This is a genomic window from Paenibacillus sp. P46E, from assembly GCF_001909095.1.
GTDB lineage: Bacteria > Bacillota > Bacilli > Paenibacillales > Paenibacillaceae > Paenibacillus_AQ > Paenibacillus_AQ helianthi.
In genome coordinates this window covers 24,446-48,437 of the sequence record NZ_LVYZ01000046.1, presented here as the reverse complement: position 1 = coordinate 48,437, position 23,992 = coordinate 24,446, and the positions used below count along the sequence as shown (strand labels likewise).

Sequence of the window (23,992 nt, the reverse complement as noted above, 5' to 3'; positions counted from 1 at the left end):
TCCTCCCAGGGCCCCGGTCAGCCCGGTAAGCTTAATGTCTGCGCTGTCCTGTATAAAAACTCTCTTCCGGCCCCAGGTATGAATAGGGCAGCGGAGAAACAGACAACACCAGCTTTTGCAGCACCAGACCGGCATCCAGTCCGTAGAAACGAAGGGTATGCATGCCTTTTGACAAGGTATGACGGGTGGCTGTGGTATGAATGTTATCCATCACGGCGCGGCACCACGGCTCATTATCATGATCGCCGCCCTCATAGCCCACCGGCAGGGTATCTGCAATCACCGGCTTTTCCCCATCAAAGCCTGCCGCATATGTCAGTCCGCTGGTCATGGACAGGTTGTTCGTCGGCGCGGTATAGGCGGTCAGGGTATACTCCCCGTCCTGACCGAGCCGAATCCGGTACTCCAGATAAGGTGCCTGCTCCGGCTGGGCAAAAGATATACCGTCCGGATACATTTTTACCGAAGATAAAGTACGTCCGTAGTTCCCGATAATCTTCCACTCGGCCCCGGACTTCGACACACGGCTTATCGCATGCTCCGCTTCTATCGACACGACATGATGGGCTTCAATAAAAGTCATGGGCGGCACACCCTGAATGTTGGTCCACTCCGTGGATACCTTCACCTTCACGGTTTCTCCGGCACCTGAAAGGGTGATTTCACCGGAGGCTGCCCCGTGTACCCTGTCCCAGTCCACAGAAATTCTAAGTGTCTCCCCGGTAACAATCCAGCCTTCGGTCTTCTCCAGCCTGATCCAGTCCGTGCTGCTCTTTGCTTCAAAGACAAAGCCTTCTGCTCCGCGATTACTGATGGTAATGTCATAGCTCTCTTGCAGCAGATTTGTAAATACCGGAAGACTGGCCATCCCCGAAACATAGGCCCGCTCTGTACCCTCCACATCAACGATCATCTGAGGTCCAGTAGCAGGAACGATGGTGCTCACATCCGGGTACTTCCACCCTTCCGCATCCCAGCTGACATATCCCACATGAGCCGAGCTCATCATCCCCTGCCATTTCCCGCTTGCAATACCGCTGTTATAGGCCCGTTCCAGCTCCTTGTCCCGCCCGATCGCTTCATGAACGAGCTTCGCATAGATATTGGCAAGCACACTGCCCCGCTCCAGGTAAAGGCTGTTCAGTCCCGCATAAATGTTCATCTTCACCACATTAGCCGATGCTGCAGCAGGATAATAGACAAGCTGATAGTACGCATCCTTATGCGGTTCCGGGATCCGTTCATAAATGGCTTCTGCCGCTTGCTCAAGCTCTATGGCCTGCTTCAGGACCCGCCCGGCCTCATGGTAATGGTGCAGACTAAAGGTTGTAGGGGTTATGATTTCCGGTTTACGCCGGCCGTTCATCCGGGTGTAATCCGATAATATCTGCGTAATTCCTTCCACCGTTTCTGCTTCCAGGGCATGGCCGAACTGCTGCTCCACCCACCGCCCGGTATATTCCGACGTCCGGTTGATTGCCCCGGTTCCCCAAGCGTCGAAGTCATACGCCAAATCCAGAAAGTACGATATGGGCAGCTCCATTGGCTTCAAATCCCCAACATTGACGATCCACACCTCACGGATGCCGTAATCGAACGCCATGGACATTTGCTCCCACACTTTTTCCAGCGGAGTCGTATTCACCCACTCATAGGAATGGGGACCCCCGTGATAGTCGAAATGGTAGTACATGCCCCAGCCTGCACTGCGGTGATGCTCGTGTGCCGCAGGGATTTTGCGGAGATTGCCGAAGTTGTCGTCAGCCAGCAGAATCGTAACATCCTTCAGGACATCCCAGTCCTTCAGGCCTTCTACATCGGCTGTGCCGTACCAATATTTTTCCACTTCTTTGTAGACTGCCAGAATTTGCGGGGCATGCTCCAGATGATATTTCTTCAATAATCCTTTCTGCGTACGGATAATGTCCTTAAGCAACTCGATATTCTCCGCATCGGAGCCCTCCAGCGCAGAATCACTCTCCCCCCGCATGCCTAGTGTGATCAGGTTATGAAAGTTATGGTTGCGCTTGATTCCGTCTTCCCAGAAATCTGTGATGGCTTGTCTATTCCGGGCAAAATCCCACAGGTTGCTTGTTCCGTACTCCTTGTATACCTTCTGCCATTCACTGCCTGCCCGAAACAGGGGTTCATGATGGGAGGTTCCCATGATGATGCCGTATTCTTCCGCATGCAGGGCATTGGCAATTGGGCTGCTTTTACCGTTCAGGCTGAATTCAGCGCTCCACATGGCCGGCCATAGATAATTCCCCTTCAGCCGGAGGATCAGCTCAAATACCTTGTCGTAGAACTCTTCATTAAAGTCGCCAAAAGCCTGAGTCACCCAGGAACCCAGAGACGGCCAGTCGTCATTTAAAAAGAGGCCTCTGTATTTTACAGAGGGTTCCTTGGATGTTGTATGGAGCAGATTGGCGGAAAACACCAGCAGCGGCTTCTTCTCCGGGACCACATCCGCCCAGTATACCCACGGACTGACACCTATCTTTTCAGAAATGGAGTAGATGCCGTAGATCGTCCCCCGCTTATCGCTGCCCGCAATAATGAGCGCCTGCTCCACGCCCTGAACCGGGTGTTCTATCACCTGAATCCGGTAGCATTCCCGCTTGCCCTGAATGGAGGATACGTCCAAGGTTCCGTCTGCAATCAACTGGTCAATCAGCCCATTTGTGCCGATCGATCCTGCGATAATGGCGGTTCCACCCAGCTCTGCGGTTTCTGTACAGATGTCAGGCTTCATTCCGCTCACCAGTGCAATATCAGCGGCAAAAGACCCGGCCACCCGGCGCAATCCGCTATAATCCGGTCCGTTGGGGTCAAGGTATATCTTGGCCGCGTTCCCCTCCTTCACAAAGGTAAATTCCTCAACAGTTATCATTACAATGTCTCCCCTTTTATCATGAGCTAGCGCTTCCATTTTTATATAGGCACATTATATAGGGAAAGCGATTTCAGGCTCCATGGGCAAACTAGCAACTTTTTGTAATTACTAGACAGAAGTTCCTACAAAAAAACGGAGAACCCCACAAGCACATTTCTCTTGTCAGGGTTCTCCGTATAGTGGAGCTTCACACCTATATATCCATATCCTTGCCTGTATAATCCACGAACATGAAGCGGCCTTGCGGTGCAACGCGCTGCTCGATCAGGCGGATAATCCCCTCGGCGCTGCGGCGCGGATTCGTCGGCGCCTCTTCTCCGCCCATATCGGTATGCATCCAGCCGGGATGCACGCTGAGCACCTGGATGCCGCGTTCCTGTCCATACACATGCAGCTGCTGGGTGAACATATTGAGCGCCGTTTTGGAAATGGCATATGGATAATCGCCCGGATATGCATGAGTGAGGCTGCCCGCTTCAGATGAAATATTGATAATGGAAGGCTCCGGTTCGGTGAGCAACGGCAGAAAATGCTTCACCACCCGCATCGGTCCGTACAGATTAATGTCCATCGTTGTCAGCATAGCTTGCATATCCAGCTCTTCAATAGAAGTGTTCCGGGCGGTCAGAACCGCTGCATTGTTAATCAACGCACCGAGTGTCCGTCCTTGGCCTTTCAGCGTGTTTGCCAATGAGGCAATTCCTTCCTCATCCGTCACATCAAGTGCAGCTATAGTCAGCCTGTCTCCATGAACCGCTGCAAGCTGTAACAATTCGTCCTGTTCCTGACCCGGCTTACGAACCCCAGCGATGACACTGTGCCCCCGGTCCAGCGCTTCGGCAGCCAGTTCAATCCCCAGCCCCCGGCCTGCACCGGTGATTAGTATATTCACTGCACCATTCCTCCTTAATAGGCTGAGCACTATCTATGAACTGATTAGCTGGCGTCGTTCTCCAGCAGTTCCACAAGCACCTTCAGTTCCTTGAACGTATCCATATAAGCATACCGTCCCTCGGTGTACTCACCCTTCTGCTGAAGCGGGAACCCCTTCCCTTCCAGCAGCATGATCTTCTCCTTCATTCCTTCAATCACAAAAGCGATGTGATGAGGCCCTTCGCCATGCTCATTCAGATAATCCCGCCATGTGCTCGGCTAATGATCCGGCTCAATCAGCTCCAACTGCAGGGAGCCCATATCAAGTAGAAACGGCTACGCCGTCCTTATAAGGACGGAATCCGTTACAGCGAGAAAGATAAGGATAATTTATAGCGTAAAACATATCAATTCTTATCTTTCGAAAAAAGCGAGCTTGGCCCGCGCCTCTGTCTCCCCGCCGTTGTAACGGGTCTGGGCAATATCTGCTGTATCTGTAATGATAATTTCCGGTTTTTCCAGTCCAAAGAAGTCCGCATACGCCCCGCTGACCTTTTCCACATCATTCACCAGAATTCCAATTTGCGTAATGAAATGATTGCCAAGCCATCCTGACATGCCTCAACCCTCCTAGTGTTTGTGATAGGTCCACCATAGTTTGTAACCAGTGTCTACCATACCCATACTGTGAAAAGGCTGTCAAGCGTGTATGGTAACGCTATCAGAGGTATTTCTACCTCTCATTCCGGCCGGTAGCCCGTTTTTGGCCGGATCAGAGGTATTTATACCTCTCATTCCGACCGGTAGCCCGTTTTTGACCAGTTCAGAGGTATTTCTACCTCTCATTCCGGCCGGTAGCCCGTTTTTGACCAGATCAGAGGTATTTATACCTCTCATCCCTACCGGTAGCCCGTTTTTGGCCGGATTAGAGGTATTTTTACCTCTCATCCCTACCGGTAGCCCATTTTTGGCCGGATCAGAGGTATTCATACCTCTCATTCCGACCGGGAGCCCGTTTTTGACCAGATCAGAGGTATTTATACCTCTCATTCCGAGCGGGAGCCATTACCATAGCTCATTATCCATAAAAGAATGAATATACTCGTAACGGCAAACTCTAGTGCTGCCTTGGGCCATCACGGGTCTGAACTTCCCTTTTTCACACAAAGAGTTCATGTATTTTTTGACTGTGCGCGGATTCACTCCAAGTTCATTCACCAGGTCAACAGGTCGCAAGAAACCATTCCAGCAGCTCGCCAACCGTAGAATCTCCCTCTCCAGCCTAGTATACTGGCGGCCTTCCTCATCCGTACTCTTCAATAAACATGGAGTAAGCAGCGATTTGAATAAAGAGATAGTCAGCTCCGGCATCGATTCCAAATCATCGTAGGGAACAGCGACTACACGATAACCCGCAATTTGCAGATAAGTCTCTCTATTTATTTCCTGCCGGTATCGGGTACGGTCCGTATTTTGCACATGAGGCCCGTACCCTTTTATCTCAATAGCAAACTTCACCTGCCCCGGCTTCCATACCAGATCGACAAAATAAGGCCGGCCACGCCAATCCGAAACCTCATACTCCGGATGCAGATTATCCATATGACCAAATATGGGCCACCATACCCTCTCGACAAACATCTGCTCTCCATGCCGATGCCCGCGCTCCAACCGGTCCAGACGTTCCCCGGTTCTCCGTTTCTTGTGGTATTCCAGCCATTGATGATGTTCTTCGGCAAATCCCACTTCCTGAACTCCTCCTCTGCACAAAAAAATCCCGCACCCCAATATGCCATGGAGTACGGGACGTTCTTCGTCCGTTTTTTTAGATTATAGCGTTCGTGTTTCCCCTCGTCAATGACCTCACCGTTTGCTGTTTTATTTTATTTACTTTTCAGCAAATAGCTCAGCTCTATGCTTCGCGGGGTAGTGCGGCATAATAATCCATTAATATTGGAGAGGAGTATCACCTTTTTGAACCCATAGCTTTCATACAATATGTTCTTCATATACTCCGCCGGTTCTCTGGCCATTGTCTGTGAGATCACTATGAATTCGCGGTCAATTTGTGGATTGTCCCGCAAGTTGCCTAGCAGGGTGTCCTCCAGATTACTGGATATCCCATTCTGGATATGGAGCTTGGGTTTGAGCTTCAGCGGACTTATGATCCTGTTAGGTAAACCATATATATTCCCGGTTGGATTGACTTTTTTCATCCGATCCAGAATCAGCTCTTCCCTGACTGCAGCGCGGTGTTCGTCCAGCTTCTGCCCGAAGGAAGCCCATGTTCTCACCTTCTTGGCAATCCTGGCTGCCTGCACCATCATCATTGCTGTTCCTGAAGAAAAACATCCGGAATCCACCACAGTGACCTTTCCCTTGGGGAAATGTTTGGCCGCCGCTTCTGCATTTCTATAAGAAGGAGAAATTTCAGCAGACATGCTTATATACACCACCTGATCAATCCCGCCAACGGATGGAGTAAAGAGCTGTATGAAATCTTCTACCGCTGGAGCGGCAATACCCGGCACTTTCCCCGTCTCCATGACAAGACTGAGAATATCTTCGGTCTGAATATCCACAGTATGCCTATAAATCTGAGCGTTGTTAAAAACAACATAAACCGGGGCGATGCCTATATTCAATTGTTCGATCATGCCTGGTGGTAGTGTGGTCAGACTATCCGTGAAAAGATGTAACATGTTTCCCCTGCAATCCCCTTCTCATGTCTATATTTGTCCGCCTTATTGAGCGCGGAGTGAGGTAATCTGTCTTGCTAAATAGGCAGGCGTATAGGGCATGTCATTACGCAGCCAGGCGACGATAGTACCGATCAGAGCGGCTGAACCATACCAGACGGCGATATCCTTTTGTATCGTTACATTCGATTGGCCGACACTGATCTCTTTTCCGTTCACACGTGCTGAAATCATTTCGGCCATCAGACTGAACAGGCGGTCCGTAAAAATCGTACTCCGCCTTGATGTAAAGACCACTTTGTAGAATTTTGCATTCTCCGCGATATGCTTCAGAAGACTTTCCAGAACCGGCCAATCTTCCTGAATTCCCGTCTCCGATTTCCTCTTGTAGTTGCTGTGTACTACCTGATTAATGTCCTCGACCATATCATCTGCCAGCTTTTCCAGCATGTCCGGGATATCCCGATAGTGCAGATAAAAAGTAACACGATTAATTTTCGCCCGCTCTGCAATGCGGTTTACCGAGATTTTCTGGACATCCATCTCTTCCAGAAGTTCAATAAGGGCATTTCTAAGCAATTCACGGGTGCGGAGTACACGGGGATCTGTCCGGGGTGTTGTATTTTCCATCTGCTAATCTCCATCCTTTACCTTTGAATAGGCAAACTACACTTTTTAATAAATTGTAGTTTTTCATTCCGAAAAGCTACAGTTGGCTCGAAATCGTAAACTAATTAACACTTTTCCGGAAATCGTTGCTTGCTTGCATGAAAATTTCATCTATAATCATCTTTATACATTGTAAACTATACAACACTTTGTAAATTTAGTCTATGAGCGGCGATTTGAAAGGATGAGTGGAGTGAGTAAAGAGACAGAAGCAATTAGCAATTCCGTGAAAAAGGGACCCATCTTGTTCATTATGATTTTAGGTGCCTTTCTCGCGACACTGAACCAGACGGTAATGAGCGTTGCCACGCCGGAATTAATGCATGATTTCAATATTACAGCTGCAACGGCTCAGTGGCTAACCACCGGTTATATGCTCGTTAATGGTGTTTTAATTCCGATTACGGCCTATTTGATGCAGCGGTTCACAACCCGTGAGCTTTTCCAGGCCTCGATGTTTATATTCTTAGCCGGAACGGTCGTATCCGCCCTTGCGACGAGCTTCCCTGTTCTGCTAACCGGGCGTATGATTCAGGCAGCCGGTGCCGGCATTATAATGCCGTTGCTCACCAATGTTATTTTAGCCCTCTTCCCGCGTGAAAAGCGGGGAGCTGCCATGGGTATGGTTGGGTTGGCCATTATTTTCGCCCCCGCGATAGGACCCACTCTGGCCGGATACATCCTGGAACATTACACATGGGAAACCATGTTCTACGGAATGCTGCCGCTCACAGCAATTGTCATCATCTGCGGGTTCATTTATTTGAAGAATGTATCGACACGCTCGTATCCCAAAATTGACATGGTCAGTGTCATTCTCTCCACCATCGGATTCGGAACCTTGCTGTACGGCTTCAGCCGTGCCGCCAGCGCTGGATGGTCGAGCGTGGAAGTCCTGCTGTCTTTAGCTGCAGGCGTCGTATCACTGGGCTTGTTCGCCTGGCGCCAGCTGGCTTCGAAGGACCCGCTTCTTGATCTGAGGGCTTTCAAATACAACATGTTCTCCTTGACTACGGTTATTAGTATCGCGGTAACCATCATCATGTATGCGGATATGATGCTGCTGCCTCTGTATTTGCAGAATGCACGCGGTTATACAGCGATGGAGTCCGGTTTGCTGCTGCTTCCCGGCGCGCTTATCATGGGACTGCTTATGCCGGTCACCGGCAAGCTGTTCGACCGGTTCGGGGCCAAATGGCTTGCCGTCATTGGTCTGCTAATCACTATTCTGACAACCTTGAGCTTTGTGAACCTGACAGATTCGACCAGCTACATGTACCTGGTGTTCATGTCCACCGGACGCCGGATCGGGATGGCGCTGCTGCTCATGCCTATCCAAACTTTAGGGTTGAATCAATTGCCGTCCAAGCTTAATGCGCACGGCACCGCCATCTCCAATACCGTAAGACAAGTGGCCGGCGCTGTCGGGACTTCACTGCTCGTCACCGTGATGACCAGCCGTACCACAACACACATGATGGATATAATGGCCGCTGGCGGTAAAGGCGCCACTAAGGAGCAAATGATTACGGAAGCTTCCATCCAGGGTATCAACGATGCCTATCTCGTCATTGTGGGTATTGGCATCATCGGCTTACTCCTCGCCTTCTTCATCAAACGTGTGGGGCAGGAATCCGGGCAGGAGCCTGAAGTACAGCTGAACAAGGCTGTTGCCGAGAAAGCCTGACCAGAGCTCAACGCCACACCGCAGCAATTCTGATGCATCAGAATTCACAGATTATCACTGCCTTTTCTATAGTCCCCTTCTCGCCAAACCGATGGCTGAAGGGGTTTTTTTCTGATTTATGATATCTGAAATGTCGGTGTTAATTTCCTTATACTTCGATTATAATGTCGATAAATGGAAGGAATAAGACAATTTTGTTGATGGGGGACAGCAACGTGTACTGTCATGCATGCGGAGCCGAAAATACAACTGGTGCAAAAGTCTGTACCCGTTGTGGCACAAAACTAGTTACAAATGAAACACAGCGCACCTCTCAAGGGTTGACCCTTGCAGAAATAGCGGCGGGATATGAATCAGGACCAGGGGCACTCACCAGGAATCCTGTGCCTCCATCTAGTGGAGCTGGCCTTGTGTTTGCCTGGATCATTCCAATGCTGCTGCTGGGAGTGATCTTGGCCGGGCTTAGTCTAATTTACAAATATGAGCTTCAGGTGAACCACGAGGTATCAGCGCTGCATAAGCAAGCCCAGACTGAAGCGCTGGAAGGCCATTATACTAAAGCTGTTGCACTACTTAATTCGGCGGCAGCCAAACGCCCTAATTACCAGGCGCTCGCTCTGGACAGAGCGGTCACCTCTGAAGCTGCGGAGTGGCAAAATCAGCTCCATTCAGCGGCGGAGGGTCTCAAGAAGCAGCAGATTCAATCCAGCGAGACTTCAATCCATGCCATTGCAAAGGCGCTGGCCAACCGATCAGAACCTGTATTTGCTGCGCTGCGCAAAGAACTTTCAGCCAAACAGCTCACTCTGGCCGTTATGAAGGTCAAGAGTGAGCTGGATAAGCTGAATACTGTGGATGCACTGGCTTCCAAGCTTAATTCAGTTGAAGCCCTGAAGGGCAATGAAGCAGAAGCAGTGAAGCAGCAGATCATCAGCAAGCTGGCAGGGCTCAGCTATACAGCAGCCGAGAAACTGCTGAAGAAGAAGGATTTTGCCGGTGCTTTGAAGGCTGTAGACAAAGGGCTGGCCTATGCGCCGGAGAATGAACAATTAAGCACCTACCGCAAACGAATTCAGAGTGAAAAGCTGGCATTTGAGCAAGCAGAGCACAAACGCATTGAGCTTGCTGCCCAGCAGGCAGCCAAAGAGGATTTGAATAACCGTACAGCAGCGGTCGAGGTGAAGGGGATTAATGTCACCTTAGACGAATATGGCGACCTGCAAATCAGCGGGACCATTAGTAACAAGGCGACAAGAACGATCTATTCCATTGATTTGAGTCTGGGGATTTATAATGAATCCGGCGCTTACCTGGGTCAAACGGAGGCAAGCGTGGATCCGTACCGGATTGCTCCCGGTGAGTCCGGCGAATTTACGGCTACCTATTACGGAGTCTACGAACAGGCACAGGTGTCTGTGGTGAATGCAACATGGTATTTGGAATAGGAGGCATAATTCATTGTCAGCAAAAATATGGGCAAGTGTGGTCTCATGTGTACTTATCTTGGGAGCCGGAACCGTGGGCGCCATGTATATACATAAGACTGTTGAACAACAATTGGATCAGGGGCCGCTGCTTGCAGCAGCAGCTCAAGCGGATGCACCTCAGGCTGCGCAATCACCGGGTCAGGTAAAACAGCCTCAGACGCGTAAAGAAATCATTGAATCCAGCCAGAAGCGGGTAGTCACGATTGAGAGCGGCAATTCGTTAGGCTCGGGCTTCTTATATAATAGCCAAGGGGACCTGCTGACAAATGCACATGTCGTCGAAGGCTCTACGGAGGTCATTGTCCGCACCTTGAATCATGAGGAATATCAGGGTACGGTCATTGGTATCGGAATGGAGACCGATGTTGCTGTTGTCCGTGTACCCAAAATGAAGGGTATGGTTCCGCTGACCATTGCACGCGCACATAAGGCGGAGACCGGGGATGAGATTCTGGCCCTAGGCAGTCCGCTGGGTCTTGAGAATACTGTAACCACCGGAATTGTAAGCGGGGTGGACCGGAGCTTCGAGATTGATCCTTACATATACAACCGTATGATTCAGATTTCCGCACCTATTACCCACGGAAACAGCGGAGGACCGCTGGTGGATGCCATCACCGGGGAAGTGCTGGGGATTAACTCTGCCACGGCTGATGAAGGGTCAGGCATTGGATTCAGTATCCCGATCCCAAGTGTCCTGGGCCAGGTAGAAGAATGGTCCAAGAATCCGCTGACGGATTTATCTGGCTCAAGCAATAATTCAGATTCAGATTCAGATTGGGGCTCCAATTCAAATGCAGGTACGGATGAAGATTACGATGAAAATCACACCCCTGGCGAATCGTTGGTGCTCTATTTCTATGAGAGCCTGAACAGCGGGGATTATGTAACCGCCTATTCCCTGCTCGGGAGCGAATGGCAGAGCAGTACCAGCTATGAAGATTTCCGCAAGGGTTACCTAAAGACTCTTCAAGTAGGGGTCGATGAGGTGAAGTCGATTGAAGAGAACGAATCCAGCGGCCAGGTGAAAGCCCTGATTACAGCGGAGGAACACCGTGACAGCGGAACCGTCTACCAGCAGTATCAACTTAGCTACTCGATAGGGATGGAGAACGGTGAATTGAAGATTCTGCACGGAAAGGGCAAGAAGATTGAGTAAGAGCTTTTCCAGGTTCAATCTATATATTTGCATAAAGAAGGCAGGAGGATTCTGGTCAGAATCTCCCTGCCTTCTTTCACCATATTCGCCCGTAACACAGCTTCATCGTCACCTGCTACTTAGTCTGATGCAAATGGTTGAAGCAGCTGCCCGGCTTCCTGTCTTTTCCTATTGTGTCTGTGGCCGTCACCGGGTTTTATAGGCAGGCGTACACGATATTTCTCAAGCGCGGATGTACAAAAGGCTCCTGGTTGTTCAGCAAATGCTGCGCATACATGACCGTCAGCTGTGAAGCCGGATCAATAATGGCCAGGCATCCTGCCGCACCGCTCCAGCCGAATTCACCGCGGGGGCTGAGCGAACCGCTCTCCGCCTGAGAGATGTGGGTTCTCACACCCAGCCCATAGCCGTAACCTTTCAACTGCTCCCAGCAAAAATCCCCGCGCATATTGTCCGCCAAATGATCGGTCCGCATCAGATCCACCGTCGCCGGCGACAGAATGCGCACGCCGTCCGAGCTTGTGCCCTGATTCGTCAACGCGTTCAAAAACAGAGCATAATCGCTAACGGTAGACAGCAGTCCCGCCCCGCCGCTCTCATATTCGCTTCCGAGCCGGTACCCGTTCCCGTCCTTACGTATGGGCTTGCCAAGCGCATCACTATATTCGTACTGCGGGGCCAGACGGACCCGCTGCTCATCCGAGAGATCAAAACCCGTGTCCGTCATGCCCAGCGGTCCGGTAATTTCATCCCGGATATATGTGCCGAACCGTCTGCCGTCCACAGCCTCGACGAGAGCGGCAAGGACATCATGACACAAACTGTAATTCCACCGGGTACCCGGCTCGAACTGCAGGGGCTCCTTGGCAATCGCTTCCGCGAAGGCGCGTGTCGGCATCTTCCCGTCCGTGCTTCTCACTGCATCCCGGATAGACGGAGCTTCGAGATCATAGGAGAAGCCAGCCGACATCGTGAACAGATCGCGCACGGTGATCGGCTTCACCGCCTTCTCGAATGTAAGTTCACCGTCCGGCTGTCTCTTCTTCACGGTCATATCAGCGAACTCCGGCAGGTAGTCTGACAGCGGATCATTCAGATGAACAGCTCCCTTTTCAACGAGCTGAAGGGCTGCCGTACATGTCATAATCTTCGTTAGTGAGTAGAGGTTGATCACCTGCCGGTCAGTGACAGGCGTCTTCTCTTCCAGATTGGCATAGCCCTGACGGTAACGGAAAACAGTTTCATTCCGGTGCATAACGAGCACCTCCGCCCAAGGAATACGCCAGGAAGTGATACGGTCTATAAATGAAGCTAGAGATTCAAAGTTCATCATTTGCCATCCTTTCCATTCAATCCGATTCATAATCGAGGACCACCATTTGATGGCACTCCAGCACGGGTACTGTGTAGCGAACAGTCCGGCCTTCACAGCTAAAGGGGAGCGGTGTCATCTGCGGTGCCAGATACACCCGGCTGACGAGGCTCTCTGTCTGAATGGAAACCTCGACATTGTATACAGGGATAATGTCCTCAATCACTTCGATGCTCTCTCCTCTGCGGACTGGTGCCGCATACAGCAGGTGATTGACCAGGCGGTTCTCGGCCCTCTGCTCCTGCAGCGTAACAATGCCCTGCGCCGGCAGACTCGTATGCAGCGTCTTGCCGGGAAGCAGCCGATTCAGCGCGTAAAGAACCGTTTCCTTCACAATGAGGCTCCCTTTAGCAGCGTAATCTTCAAATACGTTCCACGCGATATAGATTCCATTGCTGTTCTCCACCATCCCCGGTCCTCCGCTAACGTAGCTGCTAGGTGTATGCTGATGGGAGCAGAACATAAAGCCATCGCGGTTAAAATAAGGATCTTCTCGGCGTCCAAGCTCAGTTCCGCCGTTAAGCCCGATCTTCTGTCCCTCGCCGTAAAATACAAAGGAGGCCTCCTGCAGGCTTCCGGGCTTGAACAGAGGACGGAAATAATCGGGGCGGAACGGATTGACTCCCGAATACTCTACTCCGAGATCCATCATGAACCGCGTCCCTTCAGGATCCAGATTGGACCAGCCCGTCGCGAGAATTTTACCGCCGCTTTGCAGGAACTGCAATAATTTGCCGCACAGCCCGTCATCCACCGCCACATAATCGGGCATAATCAATACTTTATAAGCCGTAAAATCATGCTCTTTATCGATAACATCGAACAGGATCTTCCCCTCCAGCAGAATGCGAACGGCTCCAGCATCCGATGGTGGCCTGCGGCTCTCCGTCTTTGCCTTGGGATGCACACCGGTCGACTCAAGCGACAAAAGTGCCACATCCGCTACATTCTTAGCCAGAGTACACCAGGCTTCCTTGTCCGCAACCTCGCGGTAAGCTTCTCCGATCAGGGCATAAGTGGCTTCATCCATATGGCCGTCGGGATGCAGCTGATCGCCGATCGAACATCCGGCGCCATTGGCGATGCTGAGCGCAGTTTCATAACGGAGCGCATTCGGGTGCTTATACCCGCCGAATTCCCCCCAGGACGTATGGAATTTCCCGGTCATCCCGAGAAAATCGAGACCCAGCGTCTGCGCATACCTGGCCGACAGCGGGAAATGATCATAGCCCCAGCCGCCTGTAGGCAACGATTCCAGCTCTAAATGGTCGTTCATGAATGCCAAATCGCGGCGGCCGCGAGCAATGTGTCCGCCGTTATGGAAGATCGGCAGCCCCGGCTTGATCGCCTCAACCGCTTCTTTCACTCTTGCCGTATAATTCGCGTAGGTTTTCTCCCAGAGTGTACGCATCGCCTTTTCATCCCGGGGATCACCGCCTTCCCGCCGCATGCTCTCTATACAGCTATGGCAGTAGCATTTGCGCACACCGACAATATCGAAAAACAAGCCGTCCAGATCATAGCGGGACACGACTTCACGGGTTTGTGCAATCAGGATATCCAGGTAAGGCGTGTTCATGCAGAACTGGTGATAGCCCGGTTCCATGAAGCCTTTTACCCAGTTCGTTTGGTCATTCTCATCGCGGATCAGCCACTCCGGGTGCTGTCTGGCCAGTCTTTCATCCAGTCCGGCCGACAGATATACGGGCGTCTTCACATGGATCTCATGTGCAGCCTCGATCTGGGCTCCAAGTAAATCAAAGCTCAGCCCGGGATGAATCACCCCCGCCTCCGACGGATGGTAACTCCAGCCGTGATGGCATTTAGAGAACACTGTAACCGAATCTACGCAGCCTAGCTTTAGCATCTCCTGAAACTGCTGTTGGTCAAAACGGGCTCCGATCGGCGTTATCGCTTCGGAGGTGTGATAATCGAGATGGACCTGGCGGAATCGCATATATACCCTTCCTTTCCGAATTCATATACGTTAAGTATATAAATTTTCCTCTGGATCAGACAGGTTCTGTATCGACTTAAAGCAGCACATTTTCTACCATATCGGTTTCTGGCGTGATACAATGAGGCAACGATATCAAAGGGAAAGGTGATACCTGTGATGAACTGCCTGGAGCTTACCATCCCCCCGCTGCCGCAGCTGGTAACTATCGGCCACACCTTCTGGCCCCCGGGACAACAGCATGAAACCCGTTCGTTCGATGTATACGATCTGTTGTTTGTCTTGAAAGGCACCTTGTATATGATAGAAGATGATATCCCCTACGAAATCAAAGAAGGCTCCATGCTTGTGCTGGAACCCAACCGTGTGCATGCCGGGTATCGTCCTTGCGAGGAAATCACCGAAATTTACTGGATTCACTTTGTCCATCCGGCGCCTGTCCGGACGATCGAAAGCGGGAAAATCCCCTGGTCCTTTCCATACGTCAAAGGAACTAATCTGGATGTAGAGCCTAACCTGCAAGTGATGTATCTTCCGAAATTCGCCACCTTGCATGTCCCTGACATCCTTCCATTCCTGGAGCAGATGATGGAGCTCCATCACAGTTTATCGCCTGCGCACTCCTTGCCGCTGCAGATGCAGCTGGCCGGCTTGCTGGTACAATTGCAGGCTGCGGCACGGCTGCAGAATGCCTCCCGCGCAAGACAGCTCTGCGATCACACCATCGCCTATCTTCAGCAGCATCTAACCCGGCCCTTCGACGCGAAGCATATGGAACAGACGCTTCATTACCGGTTCGACTATCTCGCCCGGTGCCTCAAAACGTACACGGGCATGAGTCCGCTTCAATATCTGCATGATCTGCAAATCAAGACAGCCAAATCACTGCTGGAGAACATGGAGCTGTCCGTAACCGAAGTCGGCCAGCAGGTCGGCATTGATAATCCCAATTATTTTATACGCCTGTTCCGCAAACAAACGGGAATAACGCCTGGAAAGTACCGCAATATTAGAATTGGCAAAGCTTAATATAACAGCAGGGCCGAAATCATTCGTAGCCTGCTGTCTAAGGTTTTATGAGGCCAGACGAAGGCACATGTCCGTTATTTGGCCGTATGATGAAGCGCCGAGCGGTAGTCCAGAGGTGTCATTCCTTTGTGTTTTTTGAACAGCTTGCAAAAATATGGGGTGCTTAGTCCTCCGATCTCATGGGCAATACGCTGCACCGGTTTGCCGGAATTCGCGAGCAGCACGCAGGCTTCACGGATTCTTCTGGCCGTCACGTAATCCGTTAGTGTTACTCCAGTGTATTGCTTGAACAAATGGGATACATAGTAGGAAGACAGATGCAGCTCCCCGGCCAGCAGCTCCAGGCTGAAGGGCTGTCTGAAATGACCTTCGATCCAATCCATAATTGATTCAATATGGGCGGTTTTTTTGACGGACCAGCCTTCCGTTGATAGCTCCTCATACGGAATAACCGCCAGTTGGAGATGGCGCAGCAAGGAAATCAGAAACAAAATACGGGCCTCTTCCTGATCCTCCCCTGTTTCCGTCACCGCCTGGACATGGCTCTCCATCACCCCCGTCAGCTGACTTTCTGTGAATGTGAACTTGGGTGAAGCCAGAGCTCCTTTGGACAAAAAGCGGAGAAACGCCTGAAGCTTCGGATACGGCTTCAGAAACGGCTCCAGATACCTTGGATCGAACGTCAGATTCGTCCGGACATACCGGGTATCCCTACGGCCGGGAACCTCCACCTTGTGCAGCTGGTAAGGCTGGAAGCAGAAGAGCGATCCTCCTTCCAGTTCGTAGGATGCGCCTTCCACCTCCACAAGCCCATCCCCTTCATGGATAAATAACAATTCCAGACCCTGATGCGCATGAAATTTAAGAAAATGATCATCCAGCCACTCATCCCGGTAAGCCAGAAAAAAGCTGCTGTGACCCGGCTCTACATGTTCAATATGTCCCGTCAACACGTCCACCCCCATATCTCCATAACCGCAATCTGGTTATATTTTAGCACAACAAGGAATCACTGTTCCGCATATATAATGGAGGCAGCCTTTCTATCAAAGAATGGAGGATGCCGCCATGTGGGCACAAGCCATAGAGGACGCCTTAAGTGTAATTTCACAAAATATTGACCGGTTTGGAGAGGAGTTCCCCCTTACAAGCACCCAAGGAAACCGGATCTACCGGTTAACGCCTAATAATGATTGGACCGAAGGTTTTTGGTGCGGACTTCTCTGGCTGTCTTACGAGTATACTCAGGATAGCCGTTATCGGGATGCTGCTATGAGAGCGTTGGACAACTTCAGGGAGCGTCTGGAGCAACGGGTGAACCTGGATCATCATGACATCGGATTCCTGTATTCCCTCTCCACCAAAGCCCATTGGATTCTGGAAAGGGACGAAACCTCCCGGTCTGCCACTTTGCAGGCTGCGGATATTTTGCTGGAGAGATGGCGCGACACTCCGGGAATTCTGCAAGCTTGGGGTCCTAAGGACGATCCTGAGAACGGCGGGCGCATTATCATAGATTGTCTGATGAATTTGCCTTTACTGCATTGGGCTTACCAGCAGACCGGCCGCGAGTGCTACCGTCAGGCCGCTGAGAAGCAGACGGCTATGAGCCGTCGTTTTCTGGTCCGCGGAGATGACTCCACGTACCACACTTTCTATTTCGATCCGGTGACCGGGGACTCGATTCGCGGCGGTACCCACCAGGGCAGCCGGGATGGCTCGACCTGGACCCGGGGGCAAGCCTGGGGCATTTACGGATTCGCCCTTGCCTACCGTTATCTGCGTGAGCCTGAACTACTGGAAACCTCTAAGCGGTTAGCCCGCTATTTTGTGGACCGGCTCCCTGAGGATGGGGTGGTATACTGGGATTTTGATGTACCGCAGGTGCCGGAGACCAAACGGGACAGCTCCGCAGCAGCCATAGCTGCATCGGGAATGCTCGAGCTGGCCGCGCTGCTGCCGGAACAGGATGTTGACCGGGAATGGCTGTCAGCCGCAGCCAAGCGAATCGTTGCCTCCCTTGCCGCTAACTACTCCACGAAGGATGAGCCCGCGGCCCAAGGACTCCTGAACCGTGGCTCCTACGCCGTACGGCTCGATATTTCACCCGACGATTATGTCATCTGGGGGGATTATTTCTATCTGGAGGCTCTGATGCGGCTAGAGCGCGGAGTACCCGGCTATTGGTATGAGCGCCAATGACATAAGCCCGAAAATGAAAGGATTGATGCCCCGATGATCAGCCAGAAGGCACAAAACCAGCTTCTGCACGTTGCAAATGAAGGGATGTCGGTCAGCTGTCACGCTGTTCCTTCATGGCATATCCCCGGCTTCTATTTCGATACGACCGGCCATCAGACAGCCAAACGGCTGATGGAGGCGGATGCCCAGTCCGCCTGCACGGCAGCGTTAGCCTACCGGTTCACGGGCAAATCCATTTATGCGGATAAGGCAGCCGAACTGATTGATGGCTGGGCAACCGTGAATAAGAAGCTGGCCGGGGACGACGGCCCGCTTGTCTCCGCCTACCTGGGAAGCGGCTTGATTCAAGCGGCTGAGCTCATCAAGCACTATCCGGGGTGGCCCAAGGAGAATAAAGATCAATTCATCTCCTGGATGAGCGAGGTTTTCTTACCGGCATGGGTGACGATCCCGCTTAGAAACAACTGGTGGAGCTGGAGTCTTTATGCCCGGTTGTCCCTCTTCCGCTTCATGGATGACCAAGCCCGTTTTGCGGAAGCAGCGGCCCATCTCAAAGAACATATCGATAACTCTCTTGCACCTTCGGGATTAATTCCGGAAGAGACCATGCGGGGATCGAATTCAATCTGGTACCATTATTTCTCTCTCGCTCCCATCACCGCAGCCATGAAGCTAATCCATGACACAACCGGCGAAAATTTGTTCCACTGGACCTCTCCCGGCGGAGCAAACATCAAGACGGCACTCGATAAGTTATTCTATTATGCCGATGGGCACATCGAGGAGTGGCCTTACGATAAAGATCAGAAATTCCCGGAGCCGCTGGCTTCCGATTCGTGGCCGCTGGATCTATTCGAAGCCATGTCCAAGGTTTACAAGGAACCCGAATATGAACGTTTCGTCGCCCCTTATCGTCCGATAACCGGCAATAAAAATCTGAGCAGCGGGTATTATCAGTCCTATGCCTGGATTTTCCCCGAGCTGCAATTCATAAATGAATAGGTAGGGCTCCTGAGGAGCGAAGTGGAATTAGTGAACTTAATTGTGCCGGGAAGCGTTCTCAAATAGGTGTTAGGTGGAATCAGTAGACTTAAACTAAGCATATTGAGCTGTAAATAGACGAATGTGCCGAATGAAGTCTACTTTTTCCAACATGCGCTTGCGAGGAGCAGGAATGGTAGATTTAAGTTCACTTTTTCCACTTGAGTTTGCTGTCAACCAGGGTTCTCCGAGGAAGAAGGGACATAGGAAGCAACGCTTTATCGGCAAGCAGAGGCAGTACCTGTCTCCCTCGTCTCAAGCAAAACGGCTGTGCTGTCCAGTGAAGGACGGCACAGCCGTTTTGCTTATTCCACTTCATGCGCAGATCCAATCATGAGTTAGCCCTGCGTCCCCGCCCTTGCCAGAATATCATCCGCATCCCGCTGCAGGTAAGCCGCGGCTACAGCCTGGATATGCTTGCCGCTTTGGGCCTGCACCTGTTGGAGGAATGCTTCCACCTGGCCGTGATCGAGTTTGGTGCTTAGACTGTTTGCAATGCCATGGTTGTCTATCCAGGACATCTCTCTGAACAGGCTAACGAGTGCTTTTAGGGAGTTCATATCTGCATAGGTTGAGAAAGTCACTGTACGCTCCTGCGTATTCCCCGCCTCATCGCTGGCGGATACAGTGAGAGTGTGGGCGCCAAGACCCAGCGTATACAGCGGAACCGAAGCTCCCTGCTCTATAGCTCCACCATCCAGCAGCGCAGCGGTCTTGCTATCGTCTACTCCGGACATAACATCGGCAGCGGTCCACGACAGGGTCAAGGTTTCCGTACCTGTGTAAGCTCTCGCAGCTGGCGCTGCGACGGATACCTCAGGGGCGTTAATGTCCAGCTTGAAGCTCAAGGTTTTCGCATCCTCGCTGTTTCCGGCCTTGTCCGCTGACCGGTAGGCCACCGAATAATGGCCATCCTGGCTAAAAGTCAGCGGTCCCTGGTAGGGCAGCCAGGTCTCTCCGTCATTCATGCTGTATACAGTATCCGTTACGCCGGAGCCCATATCTGCAGCATTCAACTGAACCGTTACGGGGCTTACATACCAGCCGTCCGGGCCATCCGGCACCGACGGGGTAATAACAGCCGTGGTTACCGGGGCAGTCCGGTCAATCATTGTAAACTTGACGTCATCAAACCACAATTCGCTGAAGCCGCCTACATAAAAGCCTACCGTTCCTGTCAGATTATGCTTGGGATCAGAGCCATCCAGCTTCAGTTCACCGTTCACATATACGCGGATGCTGGCGCCGTCAACCAGAATACGAAGGCTGTATTCCGTATTTGGCTGCAAATCCATAGTTGGAACATTCTTCGTTTGAAGTACCGTCCATGTTGGGCCGTAGAGAATCCACTGTGAGGTTCCGTCCGCCAATTTCTTGTAGGCGATCTTCCCGGAATTGCCAGAGGCGGTACGGTCATACACATACAATGTGCCCGTATCGGGCATCTCGGCAGGTGTTCTCAGCTTGAAGGTCAGGTCATAATCCGTGAAAAGCTTCGGATGAAGCGCGGAAGCCCCCTTCAATATTTTATACATTTTGTTTCCATTCACCGTTACGATGCTGCGATTGGGGTCCACCGGCCATCCGTTCGCCCCGGAATCGTAATCCGTAAAGTGAAGGATATCCGAAACCACAATCCGGGCAGAGGCTGTCGCCGCCGGATTGGCAGCCGAGGTAACAGTGATCACCGTCTCCCCTAAGCCCTGGGCAGTGACCGTCCCGTTCTCGCTGACAGAGGCCACCTCCGGGTGGCTGGACTGCCAGGCCACGGAACGATTCTCGGCGTCCGACGGATCGAACTGGACCTGCAGCTGCAGCTGTTCATCCATCACCATGTTAACGCTGCTCTTATCGAGCAGCAAACCGGCCACATTCTTCGTCGGTACCGTAAATCTGATATCGTCGAACAAAAGGTAGTCAAATCCGCCGGCATAGAATCCGACTTTACCGGAAGGATTAAAGGTCGGATCGTTGGCCTTCAGCTTGAGCTTGCCATCCGCATAGACACTGATCTCCTGTCCTTTGACGATAATCTTCATATTGTAGACTGTATCCGGCTTCAGATCCTGAGTAGCCAGCACATTCTGCTTCACCGTACCCCAGGCAGCATTATACAGAATCCAGGCAGAAGTTCCGTCAGCATACTTCTTGTACCCGATTCTGCCTCCGCTGCCGCTTGGATTCAGTCTGTCGAATACGTAGAACGTAGCCAGCTCCGGAATCGCCGGAGGCGTCTTCAGCTTGAAGGTCAGTTCATAATTGCTGAAGTCGTTCTCATTCAGCGTCGTCGCACCTTTTAACAGCTTATACATATGGTTGCCGCCATCGACTTCTACGATGTTCCGGTTCGAATCGCTCGGCCAGCTGTTGCGGCCGTTCTCGAAATTCGTATCATCCATAATCCCGTCACCAACTTCAACAGTCACCTGGACCTCGTCTTTGAGCAGCGGGTTGTCTTCAGAGACTGCTGTTACAACCGCACTTCCCAGATTTACACCCTTCAACTTACCCGTCGCATCCACCTTTACCACGGAAGGATCGCTGGAGCTATACTGTAGTTTATTGTTGGTGGCATTCCAGGGAAGAACCGCCGAATTCAGGGTGTACGATTTCCCGATGCCCATGGTGAGGGTATCATCATATAATACAACACCTCGTACAGGGAACCTGTCGGGAGTCAGGTATGGGCCTATCTTGCCTATGGTGCCCATTTCGCTGAAAGGCACCGTTTGGAAGCCCGAAATCTGCTGGAACACCTCAGCGTCCGCCTTCAGATTCAGATCGCCTCCTGCCAGATTCACGAAGCCCGGATCATGGTCGGTTACCCAGTTGTTCGCATACTGGACCAGATTGAGTTTATCGTATGCTCCGTTCGCATTCGTGCCGCTTCTTGGTTTGGTAGGATTGTAGATGACATTATTCTGGAATGTGTTCGTGTCAGGATAATAGCGGTTCTCTGTGAAGAAATCCGCTAGCTCCGGATACTTGACCAGATGCGGCATGCCGGTAAAATTGTTGTATTTTTCGAACAAAGCATGCCATGGCTGCATATAGTTTTTGGAGATTTGCTGCTCGGGTCCGTCACCCAAATACATATCGGAGTAGTCATACGGAACCTTGGCATCAATAAAAAGGTTGTTCCGGGTGCGGATATGCGCACCGCCGTTATTCAGAATGGCAGAGTTGCCCATCCGGTAGAAAATATTTTTTTCGATCGTAATCCCCATAGTGAAGTTATCAGGGTACACGCCCTGAACCCCGGCCTTGCCTTCCCCTATATTGTGAAAGTAATTCCCACGGATGACCGATCCCCTTTCCTGCGGCGCAGCCCCCAGATTCATGTAGATGGCACCGAGATCTGCGAATGTTTTGCAGACATCATAGATGTTGTTGTATTCCACGACATGGTCGTTGCCAAAGATCAGAATACCGGGATGAGGAGCATCATGAATTTCATTATGGGAGATACGGTTGCCTGCTCCGGTCAGAATCACAGCAGGGTTATACGCTTTATGGTAATAGGCAAAATCATGGATGTGGCTGTTCTCCACCACATTATTGCCTGGCGCAAGCGTCAGCCGGTCTCCGCCATTCAGAATCACTCCTGTCCCCCCGACATGATGAATATGCGTGCTGACGACAGCATGGTTAACCCCTGTCCCCTTCGCAAAGTCATTGTACAGCCAGCGGCTCTGGGTATTGATCCGTACACCACCTTCGGTGAAATTGCGGATTTCGCAATGCACGAGCCGGACACCGTCACCGCCCATGATCACGGCTCCTGAATCCCGGCCATTCTCCAGAATCAGGTCCTCAAAGGTGACATGAGATGTATTGACGGTGCTGATCATTGGAGTCTTAAGCATGGAGACGGTAATTTCGGGGTTGTTCTCCCCGAAGGCGGCTGTAGGCATGAAGTACAGGATACCTTGGGTCCGGTCAATATAATACTCCCCGGGCATATCGATCTCTTCCAACAGATTCTGGGCGAAATGGAAGTCAGGATACCAGGTCTTCATAAGACCGCTCATTTCCCCGTAAGCTAATGTGATGGACTTGTTAACCGTATCAATAGAGGCGATTTTGTTGTACGACCATTCCCAGCTATAGCCGAAGATCCCGTCGAGCCAAATATCATCCGCCTGGGTCCAAAGCTCAGGCCGCTCATAGGTGTAGGTGAAGGTGCCTCCGCGGGTCTGCAGGTCGGCATCCTTGCGGGTCGGCCCCGGGTCAATAATATTGCCCATCTGGACTGTACCTTTGTTGGGCCATCTGGCCAGAGTCATCCCTTCACCTTCGATGTACAGCTCCATCGGCGGAGTCTGGCTGACATCGTTGGCTTTGTAGTAGCCATGACGGCTCATAACTCCATAATCAGAGATGCCATGGCTCATCAGATCTACCTGAAGAACCTTCGATCTTGCACCGGTGCTGATGATCCGGTTCAGAACCGCCGGGTCCGTCACCGGGGTGAACCAACTCTTCTTCAGCTCTTGGCCACCGCTCAGCCGGACGGATTCGCCCGGATAAGCCTTGTAGGTAACCGGTTTGTCTGCCGTCCCGGAATCCTGCTCTTCCAGCAGGAAGCTTCCGGTCCGGTTGTATATACCGCCCCTCAGATATACGGTAACACCGCCTTCAGGCAATCCTCCGCCCTGCTTAAGCTGGCGTATGGCATCTCTGGCCTTTTCCAGGGTAAGGAAGGGACTTCCCTCTGTTCCCGGATTGGAATCGCTTCCATTTTCAGATACATAATAGACTGCTTCGGAACTGTGTGACTCCTCTGCCTGAATCGCCGCGGCCGGGAAACATCCTACTATTAATGCAATGATCGATAAGACAATAAACGTTCTTCTTCCCATGTTATATGAAGCCTCCTTATCGATTGGAGTATCTGAAAGGGAACCGTGGAGTCCCCCGA

15 protein-coding genes and 2 pseudogenes are annotated in these 23,992 nt (G+C 51.5%); 7 read left to right on the top strand and 10 right to left on the bottom strand.

Annotated features, from left to right (window positions below):
- Positions 1–31 precede the first annotated feature (31 nt).
- The 6 genes and pseudogenes from A3849_RS17530 to A3849_RS17500 form a co-directional block, all read right to left on the bottom strand.
- Positions 32–2,893, bottom strand: a complete 2,862-nt coding sequence (locus A3849_RS17530) for a glycosyl hydrolase 115 family protein (protein WP_074112580.1) — start codon at positions 2,891–2,893, stop codon at positions 32–34.
- Positions 2,894–3,089: 196 nt separating this feature from the next.
- Positions 3,090–3,788, bottom strand: coding sequence for an SDR family oxidoreductase (locus A3849_RS17525; RefSeq protein WP_074112579.1), 699 nt, complete (start codon positions 3,786–3,788; stop codon positions 3,090–3,092).
- 44 nt (positions 3,789–3,832) lie between these two features.
- Positions 3,833–4,387: pseudogene (locus tag A3849_RS17520) on the bottom strand (VOC family protein).
- 447 nt (positions 4,388–4,834) lie between these two features.
- Complete coding sequence (locus tag A3849_RS17510; protein ID WP_074112577.1) at positions 4,835–5,515, bottom strand: hypothetical protein; 681 nt, start codon at positions 5,513–5,515, stop codon at positions 4,835–4,837.
- Between the two features lie 137 nt (positions 5,516–5,652).
- Positions 5,653–6,471, bottom strand: a complete 819-nt coding sequence (locus A3849_RS17505) for a DegV family protein (RefSeq protein ID WP_074112576.1) — start codon at positions 6,469–6,471, stop codon at positions 5,653–5,655.
- A gap of 42 nt (positions 6,472–6,513) precedes the next feature.
- Positions 6,514–7,098 (bottom strand): TetR/AcrR family transcriptional regulator, encoded by a 585-nt coding sequence (locus A3849_RS17500; protein WP_074112575.1) that lies wholly within the window; start codon positions 7,096–7,098, stop codon positions 6,514–6,516.
- A gap of 292 nt (positions 7,099–7,390) precedes the next feature.
- On the opposite strand from A3849_RS17500, the gene A3849_RS17495 reads away from it, so the two are divergent.
- From A3849_RS17495 to A3849_RS17485, 4 genes and pseudogenes are all read left to right on the top strand, one after another.
- Entirely contained in the window at positions 7,391–8,824 is a 1,434-nt protein-coding gene (locus tag A3849_RS17495) for a DHA2 family efflux MFS transporter permease subunit (RefSeq protein WP_372237779.1), read from the top strand.
- A 164-nt stretch (positions 8,825–8,988) separates the two neighbouring features.
- Positions 8,989–9,105, top strand: a pseudogene (locus tag A3849_RS34010) (zinc-ribbon domain-containing protein); the annotation flags it as partial.
- Between the two features lie 129 nt (positions 9,106–9,234).
- The gene (locus A3849_RS17490) at positions 9,235–10,269 is read left to right on the top strand and encodes an FxLYD domain-containing protein (RefSeq protein WP_074112573.1); all 1,035 of its coding nucleotides are present in this window, start codon (positions 9,235–9,237) and stop codon (positions 10,267–10,269) included.
- A 13-nt stretch (positions 10,270–10,282) separates the two neighbouring features.
- A complete protein-coding gene (locus A3849_RS17485) occupies positions 10,283–11,470 on the top strand; it encodes a S1C family serine protease (RefSeq protein ID WP_256700809.1) in 1,188 nt (395 codons plus the stop codon).
- A 196-nt stretch (positions 11,471–11,666) separates the two neighbouring features.
- On the opposite strand, the gene A3849_RS17480 is transcribed toward A3849_RS17485, so the two are convergent.
- Both A3849_RS17480 and A3849_RS17475 read right to left on the bottom strand, forming a co-directional pair.
- Positions 11,667–12,800: a serine hydrolase domain-containing protein gene (locus A3849_RS17480; protein WP_074112613.1), complete on the bottom strand. Its 1,134-nt coding sequence runs from the start codon at positions 12,798–12,800 to the stop codon at positions 11,667–11,669.
- A 19-nt stretch (positions 12,801–12,819) separates the two neighbouring features.
- Positions 12,820–14,799, bottom strand: a complete 1,980-nt coding sequence (locus A3849_RS17475; protein ID WP_074112571.1) for an alpha-amylase family protein — start codon at positions 14,797–14,799, stop codon at positions 12,820–12,822.
- A 159-nt stretch (positions 14,800–14,958) separates the two neighbouring features.
- On the opposite strand from A3849_RS17475, the gene A3849_RS17470 reads away from it, so the two are divergent.
- On the top strand, positions 14,959–15,828 hold the full coding sequence (locus tag A3849_RS17470; protein ID WP_074112570.1) for a helix-turn-helix transcriptional regulator: 870 nt from the start codon (positions 14,959–14,961) through the stop codon (positions 15,826–15,828).
- A gap of 74 nt (positions 15,829–15,902) precedes the next feature.
- On the opposite strand, the gene A3849_RS17465 is transcribed toward A3849_RS17470, so the two are convergent.
- The gene (locus tag A3849_RS17465) at positions 15,903–16,787 is read right to left on the bottom strand and encodes an AraC family transcriptional regulator (RefSeq protein WP_074112569.1); all 885 of its coding nucleotides are present in this window, start codon (positions 16,785–16,787) and stop codon (positions 15,903–15,905) included.
- Between the two features lie 109 nt (positions 16,788–16,896).
- Between A3849_RS17465 and A3849_RS17460 the strand changes: the two genes are divergently transcribed.
- Positions 16,897–18,030 (top strand): glycoside hydrolase family 88 protein, encoded by a 1,134-nt coding sequence (locus A3849_RS17460; RefSeq protein WP_074112568.1) that lies wholly within the window; start codon positions 16,897–16,899, stop codon positions 18,028–18,030.
- A 33-nt stretch (positions 18,031–18,063) separates the two neighbouring features.
- Positions 18,064–19,032, top strand: a complete 969-nt coding sequence (locus A3849_RS17455) for an alginate lyase family protein (RefSeq protein WP_074112567.1) — start codon at positions 18,064–18,066, stop codon at positions 19,030–19,032.
- 377 nt (positions 19,033–19,409) lie between these two features.
- Here the strand turns inward: A3849_RS17455 and A3849_RS17445 are convergent, their stop codons facing one another.
- Positions 19,410–23,933 (bottom strand): OmpL47-type beta-barrel domain-containing protein, encoded by a 4,524-nt coding sequence (locus A3849_RS17445; RefSeq protein ID WP_074112565.1) that lies wholly within the window; start codon positions 23,931–23,933, stop codon positions 19,410–19,412.
- Positions 23,934–23,992: the final 59 nt, after the last annotated feature.